Source organism: Sabulibacter ruber, from assembly GCF_017355955.1.
Classification (GTDB): domain Bacteria; phylum Bacteroidota; class Bacteroidia; order Cytophagales; family Hymenobacteraceae; genus Nibribacter; species Nibribacter ruber_A.
In genome coordinates this window covers 1,992,826-2,009,048 of record NZ_JAFFID010000001.1, presented here as the reverse complement: position 1 = coordinate 2,009,048, position 16,223 = coordinate 1,992,826, and the positions used below count along the sequence as shown (strand labels likewise).

Below are 16,223 nucleotides of genomic sequence, written 5' to 3'. Positions count from 1 at the left end.
ATGTCAGCCTTTTACGGATAGAGCAGGTATTTGGCTCTAACTTGCTTAAAATAAGTCAATTCAGGTGTCCAGTCAGAAATGATATTTTTAGGAGAATCACCCGCTAAAAGGCGGGTGCGGGGCACATCGGTTTTCCAGAGGCCATCCAGGCGAGTGTTCTTCCACTCCAGCTGGGTAGGGTAGAGCGTCTTGAGGGCATGGATGATGTAGACGCTGGCCTTAGCCGATTCAAACTTACTTCGGTCTGTGATCACGGCCTGTACTCCGCTGCAGGTCTGGCCCACAAACTTGGGCGGATAAATCCGGATGCCGTCTACCACGCTGTCTGGTTTGAACTGGGTAGGTTTGAACGTGATGCCCGCCAGTTTATAGCTGTTCAGTTGCTTCGCCAGTTTTTCGCCGTCAATCCAGGGAGCGCCAATGAATTCAAACGGTTGCAGGGTGCCGCGTCCCTCAGAAACGTTGGTGCCTTCCAGAATGCAGGTAGCCGGGTACAGAGAAGCCGTGGTCAGGTTCAGCATGTTGGGGGAGGGTTTTACCCAGGGCAAACCAGATTGGTCAAACCACTGGCTGCGGGCGTAATGGCGCATGGGCACTACCATCAGCTCGGCTTGAGGTAACTTCCTGGCGGCACGTTCCCCGTTGAACATCCGAGCCAGTTCCCCTACCGTCATTCCGTGCGTGATGGGCAGGTAATTAGGTCCGGAAACGGGTTCTTTGGCGTTTTTCCCTACCACGCCGTCTACATACACTCCTGTGATTGGGTTTGGCCGGTCCAGAACAATCATCTGCTTTTTGTTTTCAGCGGCGGCTTCCAGCACGGCGGCCATGGTGGCAATGTAGGTGTAGTAACGGGCTCCCACATCCTGAATATCAAAGAGCAGCACATCAACGTCCTGCAACATCTCTGGGGTTGGTTTGCGCACCTTGCCGTATAAAGAAATAACCTTCAGGCCGGTTTTCTTATCCACGTCATCAGACACATGGGTATCGGCCTCGCCCCGGATACCGTGTTCCGGGCTGAATAATTTGACCACCTTCACATCTGAGCGGGCGTGCAGCAGATCCACAATGTGGCTTTGGTCTGGCATAACACCGGTATGGTTAGTAAGAATGGCTACCCGCCGGTTCTGGATGTAAGGCAGAAACTCCGGCGTAACCAGGCGCTCTATGCCAATAATGACCCGGTCAGAGGGAGAGACGGCTTTGGCCGTTTTGCTTGATTGCGCGGAAGCCGGCGCGTGTGTAAGCAACTGGAAGATCAGCAGGTAAAACACGCTGAGGGAAAAACGTATTTTCATGCCTACAATATAGTGAAAGAAGTATATCTTTCCACTACTTGTTTTAGGGCTATTTTGCTGAAAATGAACCTGAAACAGGAGTGAGTATGGAGATTAGAGTCCCTCGCCGTACTGGAAATGTTTGTTCACTGTTACCGGCAGTTTGCCCTGCGGTTTTAAATTGCCCATGATCAGTCTGGCCGCAGCGGCCTGTACCGCGGGTAATTGCTGGTAGCCTACCAGCAAAGCAGTGGCCTGATGGACATCCTCAAACCGGTTCAAGGTATAGGCGTTGTCAAAGAGCACCACAATGCTTCTTTTCTTGCGGATGAGCTCATTCACCAAGGCTCTGTCTTCTGGCGTGAACCCCAGGTTATTGCTGGGCCTGATGCTGGGACCGTAAATACTGATCAGAAGAAGGTCATGCTTGAGCAGTTCTTTCCTGAGTTTCTCCAGGTCTTTCTTTTTGGTGCGGCGGGGTAGAAAGTAATCTTTAACTGCCAGTTGTTCCTTTATTTTCTTCTGGAAAAAGGTAGTTCTGGTGCCTCCCACGGCCAGGCTGGCAATGGTCCGGCGCTTCTTGTTTTCCAGCGGAATCTGGTTGCGCTTGTTCTGCAGCAAGGTAAGCGATCCCTCCGCTAGTTGCCGAAGCATTTCGTGTGCGTGCGGGGCGTGCAGGTCCTGGTACAGGCTGTCTATCTTGATGGGCTGGTAGTTATTGAGCCCCACCCAGTACTTGGCTGCGAGTACTTTCTTGCATCTGCGGTCAATTTCCTGTTGGCTGAGCCTGCCTTGCCTGATGGCTTTCCTGATAGCGCTCAAAGCCTTGGGAACACTTACCAGGCGTTCCAGCACATCGTTGCCCGCCTCCAGCGCCATTACTTCGGCTTCGCCAGGCTCAAAGTATTTGGTAACGCCTTTCATGACCATGGCATCGGTGAAAATGAGCCCCCCATAGCGCAGTTCCTTTTTGAGGATTCCATTCACAATAGGTTTAGAAAGGGAGGCAGGAAGGTTGGTGGTGGAGTCAAGTTTAGGCAAGTGGATATGCCCTACCATGATACCGCCTACCCCGCTTTGGATCAGATGCCGGAACGGATACAGTTCAAGTGAGTCTAGCCGATTGCGACCGTAAGGGATTACGGGCAAGTCAAGATGCGAGTCTACATCGGTATCGCCGTGGCCAGGAAAGTGTTTGGCGGTGGCAATGATGCCGTTGTCCTGCATGCCCTGCATCTGGGCCAGACTTTTGGAACTCACGTCGTTTTTATTCTCCCCAAACGCCCGGTAACTGATAATGGGGTTCTGCGGATTGTTGTTCACGTCTACCACCGGGGCAAAATTCAGGTGCATGCCCAGGCGTTTAAACTCAAACGCCATCTCGGCGCCCATGCGGTAGATGAGGCTATCGTTGTTAATGGCACCCAGCAACATGGGCAGGGGATATTGCATGGCGCTGTCCATGCGCATGCCAATGCCGTTTTCAGCGTCCATTCCAATCCAGAGGGGCACTTTGGAGGCTGCCTGTAGCCGGTTGGTCAGCTTAGCTTGCCGTACCGGTCCGCCTTGGAAGAAAATCAAACCACCCACCTTGTACCGTTTAATGAGTTTGAGGACATCCTCTTCATGTTTCTGGCCCTGGTTGGAGAAGACCTCAATCATCATGAGTTGGGTGATGCGCTCATCTGGTGTCATGCGCCTGAACACCGAGTCTACCCAGCGGTTTTTCCGGTTAAGGGTAGTGATCAGCTCATTGGGGTATTTGATGGTGTCCTCAGGGGAGATGGGCTGCGGTTTAAAGACCACGGTATCCTCGGCATGCGGATTCTTCTTTTTACACGCCGAAAAAGCCATGCCTGCCAAAAGCAAAACCAAACCATACACAAGAAAAGACGATCTCTGAACAGAAACTGAGGGCATTTGAACTAGGGGTTACAACTTGGGTGGCGGCAAAACGGGGGATGTTCTGCAGAAGCCTTATCCTTACGGTATCGGCAGGTGATAGTTAGACCTGCTTTGCGTAAATGGTCAAATCAAATACGTAGGTGGTCAACACCAAGGTTTTCAAAGGGCGTAGCTTTGTTTCATTCTTTCACCTTAACGCTGAACGCCATGAAAACCAATTCTTCTCACCTGTCTAGCCTGGTTCTGGGAGCCACAGGGGCCATTGGGTACGCTGTTACCAAAGAGCTGCTGGAGCAAAACTTTTCTGTAACAGTTCTGGCTAGAAACCCTGCTAGAGCCCGCCAATTGTTTGGGGATGCTCCTGGCCTGCAGATTGTGTCAGGCGATGCCACCAGGAAAGAAGAAGTGCTGGCGGTTGCGCAAGGAAAGCAGTTGGTGGTACATGCCGTGAACTATCCATATCACCAATGGGAGGAGTTCATGAAACCAGTCACCCAGAACATCATAGAAGCGGCATCAGCGGCAGGAGCCACCCTGCTGTTCCCCGGTAATGTGTACTCCTACGGCAACACCTCCAGGCCTATCAAAGAAACCGATGTTCCCGCCCCGGATACCAGAAAAGGGCAGCTACGGCTTCATTTGGAGCAGTTGTTAGAAAAATTGGCCCAAAACGGAAACCTGCGCGTGGTGAACGTACGCCTCCCAGATTTCTGGGGACCCAATGTGACCAACGCGGGCTTTGCCCCCATTTTTGAAGGAGCCTTGCAAGGTAATGCCATGCCTTGGTTGGTAGACGCAGATATACCCCATCAGATGGCGTATACCCCAGATGCCGCCCGGTTTATGGTAGCAGCTGCCTTGTCTTCGTTCCCCACTGCTTATACTGTGCTCAACTACGCCAGCCACACGGTGCCCAGTATGCGTTCCTGGCTAACCCAGATTGCCGAGGTAGCTGCAGTAACGCCTAAGGTAAGGGTATATCCCAAGATGCTGTTCAAAGTACTGGGTTGGTTTCAGCCCATGATGCGGGAGCTGGAAGAAATGCTTTACTTGTTTGAGAACAGCATCCTCCTGGACGATAGCCTCCGGAAAACCATGTTCCCCAACCTGAAAGAAACACCCATGCAGGAAGCCATTCAAACCACTTTAGATTGGTTCACCGAAAACCGGCTGAAATCAGGAAAAAAGGTTAAAAACAGGAGAGAGGCAGCGGCAGTGGCTTAAGAAGGACCAAGGTTCTGGTTTGAATGATCTTTGGCCATAACTGCCTCAAAACACCTGCCACGCCATAAAAAAAGCCGATGCAGGAAGCGTACCTGCATCGGCTTTGAGGTTTCTCTTAGAATGTCTATTTCCTGGCCGAGAACAATTCATTAAAGAACAGCTTCATCGCCTCCCAGGACCGACGGTCGGCGGTGGCGTTGTAGGCGGCTCCTTGCTTGATGTCTGAGCCCGCCCCCGGATTGGTGAAAGAGTGCACCGCGCCGCTGTAGGCGTTGAACTGGTAATCTACGTTGGCGTCGTTCATTTCCTTGAAGAAGGCATCTAGTTCAGCTTTCGGCACGAAGGGGTCAATGGCACCGTGGGCAACCAGCACTTTCGCTTTGATGTTGGAGGCATCGGCTGGGTTTGGGGTGCCCAGACCTCCGTGGAAGCTTACTACCCCGGCTACATCGGCACCGCTGCGGGCTAGTTCCAGCACCGTGGTACCCCCAAAACAGTAGCCAATGGCAGCAGTTTTAGAGGCGTCTACGTTTGGTTGTTTCTTTAACTGGGCCAGGGCGGCATTTACCCGTTGGCGCAGCAGCGGAATGTTGTTCTTGTATTTTCCGGCTTCGGCCCCAGACTCCTGAGGGGTTTTGGGTCTTACGCCTTTGCCGTAGATATCGGCCGCAAAGGCCACGTAGCCCATCTTGGCTAACTGCTCACAGCGCTGTTTGGTGTAGTCATTGAGCCCGTTCCACTCGTGTACCACCAATACCCCGGGAAGTTTGCCTTTTTTGGAGGCATCGTACGCCAGATATCCTTCCAGGGTGGTGTTTCCCTCTTTGTACTCTACCAGCTGCGTTTTAATTTGCTGGGCCTGGGCGGAGAGTTGTGCCATGACAGTAAGAATGAAGACAAAAGCAAATGAAAGCTTTTTCATAGATGATAATAAGGTTATGGGTGTTACGCTTAGCCAACCTCTATACTTACGCTGCGGTCATAAAGATTTGCAAAAGCCGCTACGAAGGTAGCAGTTCAGCCTGGTATTGGCTTGGGGTAGAACCTGTCCACTTCTTAAAAGTTCTGGAAAAGACGCTTACCTCTGAGAAACCAAGCAGATACGCGATGTCTGCTTTGGAGAGGTGCCGGTCTCTCAGGTAAAGCTGGGCCAGTTCTTTGCGTGTTTCGTTCAAAATAGCTTGAAAAGAGGTATTCTCCTGTTGCAACTTCAACTGCAGGCTCCGGACGCTCATACCCAGGTTATGGGCAACCATCTCTACGGTGGGGGCCTCGGCACGCAAAAGTTTCATCAACTCTGCGTTGACCAGGTACGTCAGGGAGTGCGTTTGCTGATGCTTGGCCAGCAGGGTTTGGGCGTGCTGCTCAAAGATGCGGTACAAATCCACGTTGGCACCACGCACGGGTGTTTCCAGGTCCTCCGGCTTAAATTTGATGTAATTGATGTCGCAGTCAAAAAGAAACTCTGTTCTGGGCAGAATGCGGTGATAGCCGGAGACATCGGCGGGAGCCGGAAACTGGAAGCCTACCTGCACGGGAGCTATGTCCTGGCACGTCATCTGCCGCATGACCATAGTGAACAGGGCCACCATTTTATCTATGGTGTACCGGGTCTCCGGAACCCAGGGCACCAGAAACTCCAGGGTGAAGGTGGCTTCCTGCGGATGGTACCGCAAATGGGTGGCATCGCAAAGCAGGGCCTGGTATTGGCCGCATTTCTCCATAGCCTTGCCCAGGGTAGGGGCATGCATCATGACATAGGCCACGGTGCTGGCGGCTTGCGGTTGAAACCGTTCTCCCACCAGTAAACCAAACTGTTCATTGCCAGAGGCATCTAAGATGGCGCGCCACAGCCGGTTTTGGGCACTGAAGGGAACCCGCGCTTCCCAATCGGCTAAAAGACGAAGGTCCAGACCTGCCGCCTGGCATAGGGCAGCATTGTCCAGACCTTCTTCCTGGGTTATTTGCAGCGTCATGTTCAGCAGCTGCACTGAAATGGTGGGTTCTTCGCGAAGGGAGATTGGCATACCTTAAAGGTAACCAAATTAACTAAATGGCGCCACCAGGCCTAGAACCGGAGCGAGGCATTTACGCCCGCCTGACCGCTTTGCCAGGTTGGGGTTACCACCCATTTGGGCTTAGAGAGTTTCCCCTTCAGGTGGCTGTACCCCCAATACGTAGCTTTACCGGTTAGGTACCCAACGGCTGCGCCCGCCAGTACATCTGAGGCCCAATGCTTGTTGTCATTGATCCGTGAGAGGCCTACCAGTGTGGCAACCCCGTAGGCAAGCTGCGGCACCCATCGGCTGTCATGGTACACCGAGGCAATGGCCGTAGCAGCGGCAAAGGCATTGGAAGTGTGCGACGACGGAAAGGAGGTGTTGGTACCGTTGCCGTCTGCCCCATCAAACAATTGGCTGTCACTTGTGTTGGAGGGTCTGTGGCGCTGGAAAGTTTTCTTCAGTTTATCGGTGACCAGGGAGTTGATATAGAAGCTTCCCAAACCAACAATGGCTGCGTCTCTCATCTTGGGGCGTTTGGCCAGGGCACCAATGGTGAACATAGCGGCAAACGTGGCGTGCAGCGGAAGCGCTGTACCCATGGGTTGCAGTACTTTTGCGGTATTGTTGGTTAAGGGAGTACGACTGGCCTGGGACAAAACGTGGATAGGCCGGTCAAAGTGTTGGTAAGAGGCAATGAACAGTCCGGTGGCCAGCAGGGCCGAAGAAGACCGCAGCAACAGTTTCCGGTGTTTCTGAGTCCAGGTAAGTTCCGGTTTGGTCTGGAGAAAGGTAGTGTCAGTAGTTACATTTAAAGTGTCAAGCCCAAGGGTAGCAGCAGACACAGTTGCTCTAAACAGGAAGAGCAACGCCAGAGTTAGAAGCAGGGAACGCATGCAAAAGCTTAATTGTCAAAAGGGTAGATGTTCAGGAAAGTATAAATTACCTTTTTTAGTTTCCTGATGCATTACTTTTCGGTGAATTAAGTCGCGTTCTCTTTTAATCCGGCAATTGAAGGGACCAATATAAGATAAGTTGGAGCCTGGTAGAATTAGTAAACGAACCGTAGGCTACTGGTTCATACAGCATTAGGGTAAAAAGAAAATCGCCCTGGCCGGAAGGCGAGGGCGATTGAAAAGTAGATAATCCAGCGGGGTTGAGACCAGGCTTAATTATCGCCTTGCATTTTCTTCTGAATGGCTTGCTGCAGCTCCATCATGTGCGGTTCTACCTTCGCCTGTCCAATCTGAGCGCTCTTCATGGTAAGGATAGATTGCTTGGCGGCCAGTTTTTTACCGGTTGGGGTCTGGTAGAAAGTGTTCATGTCTTTCAGTTCTTTCTCCGTGAATTCATCCATGTAAAGCTTGATCAAATCATCTTTGATGGCATCCCAGTTCATGTATTTTGAAAAGAAAGAACGTACCTCCAGTTCAGCGGCCTTCATGGCAGGCACCTGCTCCATTTGCATGGTCAGCATCTGCTGAAGGTTGTCGTCAATGGTTTTGGGGCTGCCCATGGTGAGGAGCAGGGTTTCTGCCGCTTTGTAGTGGCTGCTTTGGGGTTGAGTCTGTGCTTGTGCACTGCCTACTGCAACCAACAGCAGGACCACCCACATGGATAAGAATTTTTTCATTTGAAAACGGATATTTGCTCCTAAATACGCATTTAGGCCCAGAATAGCCACTTAACCAGTTTATTTATTTTGGAAGCAACCTTAGACGTAAACCGGTGCCCGCCCCCGCGCGTACCACGGGGAAAGAAATTCTACCATTGATTTTTCCTTAGCCATTCTCTCACTTATGAAAATAACCAAGAAAGAAACCGCCTACCAGGGCTACTATCGTCTGCAGGTTTTCACCGTGGAAGACCAGGGCAAAGAATTTACCCGCGAGGTCTTCCAGACCGGTAAAGCCGCCGCTGCCCTGGTGTATGATACCAAAAAGCAGAAATTCATTTTCGTGAAACAGTTCAGGGCCGCCATTGAGCAGGACCTGGTAGAAACCGTAGCGGGCATGCTGGACAGCAAAGACGAAAAGCCCGATGTTGCCATCACCCGCGAGATTGAAGAAGAGATTGGCTACGCCGTAGACCACCTGCAACCCCTCTATGAATATTATCCCTCGCCGGGGGCTTTCTCAGAGAAAATCTACCTGTTCTATGTGGAGGTAAGCAAGAAAATAGCCGAAGGCGGCGGGAAAGAAGACGAGAATGAATCCATCAACACCGTGGAATATTCAGCCGAGCAGTTGGCCAAACAATCTTTCATAGACGGAAAAACCATCATGGCCGTAGAGTGGGCCAAAGTCAACCTGCTGCCCAACTTACAGAAACAGAAATAGGTCATCGCCTTTGCGTGAAACTGACTGCTTGCTTCTGTAACTGCCGCAATGAAGAATATTTGTTTCTGTGTTTTAAACCCGGTTTCCGAAAACGAGCTTAAAAACAGGAAGAGCTGGTTTAGCTACAACCGTGATGACGTAAAATGGAGCAGTTCAACCATGAGGCAGCCGGGTTAGTTGAGCCGGGAACTGGAGCACCTGATAGGATTAATCTTAAAAAGCTATTGAAGATTAACTCTCCCTGCTGGCTCCCGTAAACAGATACGCAAGTTTGTTGTAACAACCAAAACCTGACGAGACTATGGAAGAGCAAAATAGAGACCAGGACACTCCAAAAATGAGCGGATCTGGCAGCAATAACAACGAGGACGGAAACAACGGGAATGGCGTATTCGCAGACCATAACTACGGTACCAAAGCCGAGGGTGGCAGCACCGCCAACTATGACTCCAGCGGAAACATCGTGGATGACAACGGGAAACAGGATGGCGGTACGCCCCACATAGACATTAACGGCGGAGGCGACGTGCAGGGCCGCCGCGGCGGTGGCTACGGTGAAAGAGATATGGAGCTGGGCAAACATCCAACCGAGAAGACTCGACCCATTCACGGCGCCGAAAGTGACAAAGACACTGGCTATGGTACCCACACCGGTGGTTTGAGCGATAGCCACAGCGGGTTCAAAGGAAACCACAACGGCAACGACGGTACCGGCGGCGGACGCAGCAGCGGACATGCCGGTCAAGGTGGTGACCCCGAGGATAAAAAAGTCTCTCCTAACAAAGGAGCCAAAGACGATAACAACAATCCAGACATTGCGGGTAGAGGTGCCAGACACTAATCCGTTTTACCCAGAGAGGCCTGTTTCTTACCAGAGACAGGCCTCTCTGTTTTTCAGGAGTTTGAAGAAAACAGGCTTGAAACATCCTGTAAGGGCCACATGGCAGCAAAGTGGTTTTATCCGTACAAGGACTGAGCCGCCCCGCCAAGCGGTTTTTATACTACTAAGCAAGGCGGAAATAAGGCAGGCTCTTCACCCGGAACCCCGTACCTATGAGTCTAGAAGAATATAACCAGAAAAGACACTTTGACCAAACCCCGGAGCCTGCAGGAAAAGAGGCCAAAAACAAAGGCCCTCTGCAATTTGTGGTGCACCGGCACCAAGCCTCCAAACTGCATTATGATTTCCGGCTAGAACTGGAAGGCGTTCTTAAAAGCTGGGCGGTACCCAAAGGTCCGTCTCTTAACCCCTCAGACAAGCGGCTGGCCGTAGCCGTGGAAGACCACCCGTTCAGCTACCGCACCTTTGAAGGCGACATACCAGAAGGAAACTACGGAGCCGGCCACGTAGACATCTGGGACCAGGGCACCTTCCACGCCGTGGAAATTACTTCCCGCGCCCAGGGCGAAAAGCAGATGCTCCAGGAACTGGCAGAAGGCAGCCTGCACTTTGTGCTGGAGGGCGAAAAACTCAAAGGCGAATTCTCGCTGGTGAAAATGAAAGGCCGGCAGGAAGACGCCTGGTTGCTCCTTAAAAAGAAAGACGAGTTCGCAACCCCTGAGCCGTATGATGCCGAAGACTACGCCGAGGGAAGAGCAGAACCAGGCAAGAAATTGGTTAGCAAGAAATCCACTGGTAAAAAGAAAAGCAAAGACCAACCATCTCCCCAAGAGGGGAAATCGGGACCGATGCCGCACCAGGTTGTGCCCATGACCGCCAAACTCACCGATGGGCCCTTTGATGACCCCAACTGGCTTTTCGAGGTGAAATGGGATGGGTACCGGGCCGTGGCCGAGGTGGAAAACGGGCAGGTAGAACTCTACTCCCGTAACGGTAAATCCTTCAGAGAGAAATACGCGCCCGTGGTGAAAGCCCTAGAGAAACTGCAGCACCAGGCCGTTTTTGACGGGGAATTGGTAATTCTAGACCAGAACGGCAAAGCCGATTTCCAGGCGCTGCAGAACTACCAGAACACCCCATCAGAGCACCTGTACTACTATATTTTCGATCTGCTGTACCTCAACGGGCAAGACCTTACCCAGGAACCGCTCATCAGGAGAAAAGAAAAGCTAGCCGAGGTGCTGAAAAACGCCCCCGACCCGCTGCGCTACAGCGAACATCGCGTTGGAGACGGAACCTCGTTTTTTAAAGAAGCGCAGCAGAACCAATGGGAAGGCATCATGGCCAAAGCCGCCAGCAGCAAGTACCTGCCAGGGAAACGCTCCGCCGATTGGCTCAAGATCAAAACGCATCTCAGGCAAGAGGCCATTATTGCCGGCTTCACCCAACCCAAGGGCAGCCGGGAGCACATTGGGGCGCTGGTTTTGGGCGTGTACCAAGGCAAAGAGCTGAAATACGTAGGCCAAAGCGGCAGCGGCTTCAATCGGCAAAGCCTGCAGGAACTGAAAGAAAAGCTGGAGCCGCTGGTGCAGGAAAAATCGCCGTTCAAAGAGAAAGTACCCCTGAGTCGCGACGTGACCTGGGTAAAACCCGAGCTGGTCTGCGAGCTGTCCTTCGCGGAGTGGACCGCTGACGGGCAGATGCGGCAAGCCATCTTTGAAGGCCTGCGCGTAGACAAGAAAGCCAAAGACGTGGTGCAGGAACAGTCCGTCGCCTCCCAGGACGTACGTACTAAGTCCTCCACCCAAAAAGAGCCTAAAAAATCGAAAACAGCCCCAAAACAGAAAGTGGAAGAACATGAGTTTGTCCTGGAATTAGACCACCATTCGGTTACCATCAGCCATCCCGATAAGCTGTATTGGCCAGAGGAAGGCATTACCAAGAAAGACCTGGTGCTCTACTACCAAACCATGGCCGATGTACTCTTGCCTTACCTGAAAGACCGGCCTGAGTCGTTGCTGCGGCACCCGAACGGCATCTCCAAACCCGGTTTTTTCCAGAAAGACGCCGGAGAGCACGCCCCAGACTGGGTGGAGACCACCGCTATCACCGCTGAGTCTACGGGCAAAGACGTAGACTATATCATTTGCCAGAACAAAGCCACCTTGGCGTATCTGAACAACTTAGGTTGCATCCAGCTGAACCCGTGGAACTCACGGCTGCAGCACCTAAACAAACCCGATTACCTGGTGCTGGACCTGGACCCCGGCGAGAACACGTATGATGAAGTGGTGGAAACTGCCCTGGCCGCCAAAGAGGTGCTGGATGACCTGGAAATACCGGTGTACGCCAAGACCTCCGGGGCCACGGGCATGCACCTGTACGTGCCACTGGGCGCTCAATGGCCTTTTGAGCAAGTGAAAGAACTGGCGTATGCCCTGGCTCAACGGGTGCATGAGAAGCTGCCCAAACTCACCAGCCTGGAGCGCAGCCCCAAAGAACGCCGGAACCAGATCTATATTGATTTCCTGCAGAACGCTATTGCCCAGACCATTGCCGCCCCGTACTGCGTGCGCCCTAAAGAAGGCGCAACCGTTTCCACGCCCTTGCAGTGGAAAGAAGTGAAAACAGGATTGCACCCTTCGCAGTTTACCATTAAGAACGTGCCGCAGCGCGTGAAAAAACTGGGCGATATTTTCCAGCCGGTGCTGGGCCAGGGCATTGACGTAGCGGCATACTTGAAGAGACTCCAAAAATAAAGCTATGGAAAACAGAAAAAAGAAAAATCTATTGTTGGCAGGGGCAGGCGTGGGGGCGCTTCTGGCCTTGACCTACTACTCCCGCAAGAAAAATGAATTCTCCTTCAAAGACCGTACGGTGCTCATTACCGGCGGTAGCAGGGGGCTGGGTTTGGTGCTGGCACGAATGTTCGCTGAGCAGGGGGCTAAAATTGCCATTTGCTCCCGCACCCAACATCAACTGGACGCTGCCCGCGAAGAGTTGCAGGCGGGTGGGGCAGAGGTGCTAGCCTTTAACTGTGACGTGAGCGATCAGGCCCAGGTAAAAGCCATGGTTGCCGAGATAAGCCAGCAGTTAGGACCCGTGGAGGTGCTCATTAACAACGCCGGCATCATTGCAGCCGGTCCGCTGGAAGAGATGACGGTGGAAGACTTTAAAGCGACCATGGACATCCACTACTGGGGCTCTCTGTACACCATGCTGGAAGTAGTCCCCGAGATGAAGCGCCGCGGCGAGGGCCGCATTGTGAACATCGCCTCTTTTGGCGGCAAAGTGAGTGTGCCGCACCTAGTGCCGTACAGTGGCAGTAAGTTTGCTCTGGTGGGCCTGTCAGAAGGTTTCCGGGCTGAGTTACTGAAAGACGGCATTTACGTCACTACCATCAACCCGTGGCTCATGCGTACCGGCAGTGCCCGGAACGCGTTCATCAAAGGGCAGAACCAGAAAGAATACACGCTCTTCGCCTTGACAGACGCCAATCCATTGATTTCCCTGGCCGCCGATGTTGCCGCCCGTAAGATTATTGACGCCTGCCGGTACGGCAGAGCCGAGGCTACCCTGGGTATCTACGCCAAACTGATCATCAGCTTGCACGGCCTTTTCCCCGGCACGGTAACCGATATGCTGGGCCTGACCAACTACCTGTTGCCGGGACCGGGCGGCATTGGTAAAAAAGCAGTACGCGGCCACGAAAGCGAGACAGAGCTTACGCAATCGGGGCTGAATGCGCCAAACCAAAAAGCCGCCGAGGAAAACAATGAGTTTTAGGCAATTGCTGCATGGTTCTCTACAGGTCTGCACCAGAATTCTGTTTTAGGGCTGGTTTCCAGAAATCGGGCTTGAAACAGAATTCAAATTATGCTGCTCTTTAGATTTCTGCTTTCTATATCTACCAAATCCGCAGGAAATCTGTGACTTAGCAGACCCCATTCGTGACAAAACAATGAAAACACCGTACATCTTAACTCGCCAACCAACAGATAAAACGATGAGTGATACCACAGTAACCAAAATTGACGGTGCGTTTTCTCCCAAAGGGGAAGACGGAGAAAAATACCTGGCTTCAGGTAAAACAGTTTCCATGCGCCTTTGGGAAAACGAGCAACCCGGCGATTCAAAGCCCGAGGTGCGCCGCGAGTACGAAACCGTAGGATATGTTATCTCCGGTCGGGCAGAACTGCACGTGGAAGGGCAGATGGTGTTATTGGTGCCCGGCAATTCTTACGTAGTGCCCAAGGGAGCCTCGCACACCTACAAGATTCTGGAGCCTTTTACCGCAGTGGAGGCTACAGCGCCACCGGCGCAAGTGAAAGGACGTGACGAAGGCTGATGGCTTTGAAGCTCCTGCTATCCTCTTGGTTACCATCCCTGGCTTGTTGCAACCCTTGGTTGCTGGCATAATGTTACTGTTCTTGCAAAGCAGAGAGCACCATTAGCTCTCTGTTCTTGTTGTTACGGCATCAAGTAGAGAAGACATGAATAGGACCGAGCAGAATAATTATAAGGAGAGTATAGGAAGGCTTGACTTTGAACAGGCCCGCATCAAGCACGTCTTGTTTAAATCAAAGCTGCGGGCCTTGCTGTACGGAGCCAGCATTGATACTGAGCCGGTGATCTCTACCAGAGACTGCTCCCTGGGCAAATGGATCTATGACGTAGCCATGCCCAGGATTGGCCACCTGCCCGAGGTAAAAGAACTGGAACGGGTCCATAATGACATGCACGTGATAGCGCGCCGGCTGTGGTCTGAATACCAGAAGGGAAATCAGGAAGTGGCCCTGCAGGGACTGCAGCAAGTAGATGAAACCGCCGAAAAACTGCTCCATTTACTCAACGTGATTGAACGAAAGGCTATCGCCTAGGCTTTGCAGAGTTGTCTTTTTTGAAGGGCGTGTCCTTTCTGTTTACAGGGTGTTTTCTGCTTTTTGGCTCTAATTAGAAAGAACCTTTTGCCTTGGCTGCAAGTACAAGAAAGATGCCCGCTCAAACAGGGCAGTATGTTTTACTTAAGCCATACCGTTATGCCAGATAAAGAAAATAAGACCGATAATGCAGATAATGTGCAGCAATCTGACAATGCGCACTCTGAGCAGAGCTCGGCAACCAACATGAACCAGGGCCGTCAGTCAGAACGTCAGCGTGACAGTGGCAGTAGCCATGACATGTACAAGCGTTCTGTGACAGGATATGACGCTACCAAGCAGGACGAGAACTTCAGCGGAACCGAAAGAGCCAGTGGCGGGGCCTCTATTGACGAGCGCGATCCCAATGATGGCGATGCCAATCAGGAAAACAACTACTAACCACGCAGAAGAGCCCTTGGATACCTTTTTTCTAAGGGCTTTTTTGTGCTTTTTGGGGAACTAAAAAAATATTTTTGTTGCACGGCTCCATGGCTTTGTCTTAGCCCTGTTTTTCTAAAAACTGGCAGAAAACTTGCTAATAAGAGGTGTACGCAATGATTTGACAGGTTGAGCGTTGAATCAAATAGCGTGTTCTTCTGTTATAGAATTGACTATGGAAAAGCATATGAAAAAGGTTCTTTTATCACTACTTACCGGTTTGGTTTTAACCGGTGCTTCGGTTACCACACCAGCTGTGGCTGAGGTGAAGGGAGGGGCTGCCATTGAATATGCAGCGCCTGCAGTAGGAGCCAGAGATATTATCACTGAGATTATTGACGTAGTAGGGTTGAAGCCTCGGTTTGAGGTGCGAGCCGCTAACGTGCCCAATGCTGCGGCCGTGATCATGAACGGTCAGCGCTACATCCTCTACAATGAGCAATTTGTAAGCTCGCTGAATAACGCGCTGAAAACCGACTGGGCTGGGGTAAGCATCCTGGCGCACGAGATTGGACACCACCTGAACGGACACACGCTTTCTAAAAGCGGCAGCAACCACCGCGATGAGCTGGAGGCCGATGAATTCTCTGGTTTTGTGCTGCGCAAAATGGGAGCCAGCTTAAGCGAAGCCCAGGCCGCCATTGGCGCCTTAGCCGAGGACGAGGATTCCTATACGCACCCAGGCAAGTCTTCTAGGTTAGCCGCTATCAGCAAAGGCTGGAGAAACGCTGAAAACCAGATCCTGGCCAGTGCCAAAGCGGGTACGCCTAACCGTACGGTGAACGTGAGCAGACCTGCTGTTGCCCAAAAGCAACAATCCATTGCCACTACTGCCAGCAAACGTTCTTCCTCTTCCAGAAGAATGCCAGAGCAGTACATCTTACGTCAGGTGAAGTTGCAGAGCGCCCCTCAGGAGCGTATTTACGTGACTACTTCTTACAACCTGGTGCGGGAAACCTCTGATGGGGTTGAGGTGATTGGAAAACTGCAGAAAACCAACAACAGCAAATTCCCTTATGTGTTGGAGAGCCGGTATTTTGACTACCTCTTCGTGAGCACAGACGGTTTGCTTCTGAACGAGCAAGGCAGACGGGTAGGGGTCCTGACTACTACTTAATCTGAACCTTCTTACCATATACACCGCCACTTTCTTTCCAGGAAGTGGCGGTTTTTTTATGTCTTTACGGAGCGTATCTGTTTTAGAGGTATTTCCCGGAAGGAGAGCTAAAAACAGGCTGGCAGTGACGGCGGCAAGTACATATTTCCGTTTTTTG

At 51.9% G+C, this 16,223-nt stretch carries 15 protein-coding genes; 9 read left to right on the top strand and 6 right to left on the bottom strand.

The window, feature by feature from the left end:
* Positions 1 to 11 precede the first annotated feature (11 nt).
* Both JT719_RS08135 and JT719_RS08130 read right to left on the bottom strand, forming a co-directional pair.
* A complete protein-coding gene (locus tag JT719_RS08135) occupies positions 12 to 1,301 on the bottom strand; it encodes an exo-beta-N-acetylmuramidase NamZ family protein (protein ID WP_207432327.1) in 1,290 nt (429 codons plus the stop codon).
* Positions 1,302 to 1,394: 93 nt separating this feature from the next.
* Positions 1,395 to 3,200 carry a glycoside hydrolase family 3 protein gene (locus JT719_RS08130; RefSeq protein ID WP_207432325.1) on the bottom strand — a complete coding sequence of 602 codons (1,806 nt, stop codon included), beginning with the start codon at positions 3,198 to 3,200 and terminating at the stop codon, positions 1,395 to 1,397.
* Positions 3,201 to 3,392: 192 nt separating this feature from the next.
* Between JT719_RS08130 and JT719_RS08125 the strand changes: the two genes are divergently transcribed.
* Entirely contained in the window at positions 3,393 to 4,409 is a 1,017-nt protein-coding gene (locus tag JT719_RS08125) for an NAD(P)H-binding protein (RefSeq protein ID WP_207432323.1), read from the top strand.
* Between the two features lie 124 nt (positions 4,410 to 4,533).
* On the opposite strand, the gene JT719_RS08120 is transcribed toward JT719_RS08125, so the two are convergent.
* The 4 genes from JT719_RS08120 to JT719_RS08105 form a co-directional block, all read right to left on the bottom strand.
* Entirely contained in the window at positions 4,534 to 5,331 is a 798-nt protein-coding gene (locus JT719_RS08120; protein WP_207432321.1) for a dienelactone hydrolase family protein, read from the bottom strand.
* Between the two features lie 79 nt (positions 5,332 to 5,410).
* Positions 5,411 to 6,436 carry an AraC family transcriptional regulator gene (locus tag JT719_RS08115; RefSeq protein WP_207432319.1) on the bottom strand — a complete coding sequence of 342 codons (1,026 nt, stop codon included), beginning with the start codon at positions 6,434 to 6,436 and terminating at the stop codon, positions 5,411 to 5,413.
* A 41-nt stretch (positions 6,437 to 6,477) separates the two neighbouring features.
* Positions 6,478 to 7,305 (bottom strand): phosphatase PAP2 family protein, encoded by an 828-nt coding sequence (locus JT719_RS08110; RefSeq protein WP_207432317.1) that lies wholly within the window; start codon positions 7,303 to 7,305, stop codon positions 6,478 to 6,480.
* 272 nt (positions 7,306 to 7,577) lie between these two features.
* Positions 7,578 to 8,042 carry a DUF2059 domain-containing protein gene (locus JT719_RS08105; protein ID WP_207432315.1) on the bottom strand — a complete coding sequence of 155 codons (465 nt, stop codon included), beginning with the start codon at positions 8,040 to 8,042 and terminating at the stop codon, positions 7,578 to 7,580.
* A gap of 166 nt (positions 8,043 to 8,208) precedes the next feature.
* Between JT719_RS08105 and JT719_RS08100 the strand changes: the two genes are divergently transcribed.
* The 8 genes from JT719_RS08100 (at position 8,209) to JT719_RS08065 (ending at position 16,066) form a co-directional block, all read left to right on the top strand.
* A complete protein-coding gene (locus tag JT719_RS08100; protein WP_207432313.1) occupies positions 8,209 to 8,748 on the top strand; it encodes an NUDIX domain-containing protein in 540 nt (179 codons plus the stop codon).
* A gap of 301 nt (positions 8,749 to 9,049) precedes the next feature.
* Positions 9,050 to 9,589 carry a hypothetical protein gene (locus tag JT719_RS08095; protein WP_207432312.1) on the top strand — a complete coding sequence of 180 codons (540 nt, stop codon included), beginning with the start codon at positions 9,050 to 9,052 and terminating at the stop codon, positions 9,587 to 9,589.
* A 212-nt stretch (positions 9,590 to 9,801) separates the two neighbouring features.
* Positions 9,802 to 12,348, top strand: coding sequence for a DNA ligase D (gene ligD / locus JT719_RS08090; protein ID WP_207432311.1), 2,547 nt, complete (start codon positions 9,802 to 9,804; stop codon positions 12,346 to 12,348).
* Positions 12,349 to 12,352: 4 nt separating this feature from the next.
* Complete coding sequence (locus JT719_RS08085) at positions 12,353 to 13,375, top strand: SDR family NAD(P)-dependent oxidoreductase (protein ID WP_207432310.1); 1,023 nt, start codon at positions 12,353 to 12,355, stop codon at positions 13,373 to 13,375.
* Positions 13,376 to 13,595: 220 nt separating this feature from the next.
* Positions 13,596 to 13,937 (top strand): cupin domain-containing protein, encoded by a 342-nt coding sequence (locus JT719_RS08080; protein ID WP_207432309.1) that lies wholly within the window; start codon positions 13,596 to 13,598, stop codon positions 13,935 to 13,937.
* 145 nt (positions 13,938 to 14,082) lie between these two features.
* On the top strand, positions 14,083 to 14,469 hold the full coding sequence (locus JT719_RS08075) for a CZB domain-containing protein (RefSeq protein WP_207432308.1): 387 nt from the start codon (positions 14,083 to 14,085) through the stop codon (positions 14,467 to 14,469).
* Between the two features lie 159 nt (positions 14,470 to 14,628).
* The gene (locus JT719_RS08070) at positions 14,629 to 14,910 is read left to right on the top strand and encodes a hypothetical protein (RefSeq protein WP_207432307.1); all 282 of its coding nucleotides are present in this window, start codon (positions 14,629 to 14,631) and stop codon (positions 14,908 to 14,910) included.
* A gap of 226 nt (positions 14,911 to 15,136) precedes the next feature.
* A complete protein-coding gene (locus tag JT719_RS08065; RefSeq protein WP_207432305.1) occupies positions 15,137 to 16,066 on the top strand; it encodes a M48 family metalloprotease in 930 nt (309 codons plus the stop codon).
* Positions 16,067 to 16,223: the final 157 nt, after the last annotated feature.

Excerpts from the sequence above, each read along its gene's own strand:
- JT719_RS08135 (WP_207432327.1), bottom strand. The coding sequence starts at position 1,301 with ATGAAAATACGTTTTTCCCTCAGCGTGTTTTACCTGCTGATCTTCCAG.
- JT719_RS08130 (WP_207432325.1), bottom strand. The coding sequence starts at position 3,200 with ATGCCCTCAGTTTCTGTTCAGAGATCGTCTTTTCTTGTGTATGGTTTG.
- JT719_RS08125 (WP_207432323.1), top strand. The coding sequence starts at position 3,393 with ATGAAAACCAATTCTTCTCACCTGTCTAGCCTGGTTCTGGGAGCCACA.
- JT719_RS08120 (WP_207432321.1), bottom strand. The coding sequence starts at position 5,331 with ATGAAAAAGCTTTCATTTGCTTTTGTCTTCATTCTTACTGTCATGGCA.
- JT719_RS08115 (WP_207432319.1), bottom strand. The coding sequence starts at position 6,436 with ATGCCAATCTCCCTTCGCGAAGAACCCACCATTTCAGTGCAGCTGCTG.
- JT719_RS08110 (WP_207432317.1), bottom strand. The coding sequence starts at position 7,305 with ATGCGTTCCCTGCTTCTAACTCTGGCGTTGCTCTTCCTGTTTAGAGCA.
- JT719_RS08105 (WP_207432315.1), bottom strand. The coding sequence starts at position 8,042 with ATGAAAAAATTCTTATCCATGTGGGTGGTCCTGCTGTTGGTTGCAGTA.
- JT719_RS08100 (WP_207432313.1), top strand. The coding sequence starts at position 8,209 with ATGAAAATAACCAAGAAAGAAACCGCCTACCAGGGCTACTATCGTCTG.
- JT719_RS08095 (WP_207432312.1), top strand. The coding sequence starts at position 9,050 with ATGGAAGAGCAAAATAGAGACCAGGACACTCCAAAAATGAGCGGATCT.
- ligD (WP_207432311.1), top strand. The coding sequence starts at position 9,802 with ATGAGTCTAGAAGAATATAACCAGAAAAGACACTTTGACCAAACCCCG.
- JT719_RS08085 (WP_207432310.1), top strand. The coding sequence starts at position 12,353 with ATGGAAAACAGAAAAAAGAAAAATCTATTGTTGGCAGGGGCAGGCGTG.
- JT719_RS08080 (WP_207432309.1), top strand. The coding sequence starts at position 13,596 with ATGAGTGATACCACAGTAACCAAAATTGACGGTGCGTTTTCTCCCAAA.
- JT719_RS08075 (WP_207432308.1), top strand. The coding sequence starts at position 14,083 with ATGAATAGGACCGAGCAGAATAATTATAAGGAGAGTATAGGAAGGCTT.
- JT719_RS08070 (WP_207432307.1), top strand. The coding sequence starts at position 14,629 with ATGCCAGATAAAGAAAATAAGACCGATAATGCAGATAATGTGCAGCAA.
- JT719_RS08065 (WP_207432305.1), top strand. The coding sequence starts at position 15,137 with ATGAAAAAGGTTCTTTTATCACTACTTACCGGTTTGGTTTTAACCGGT.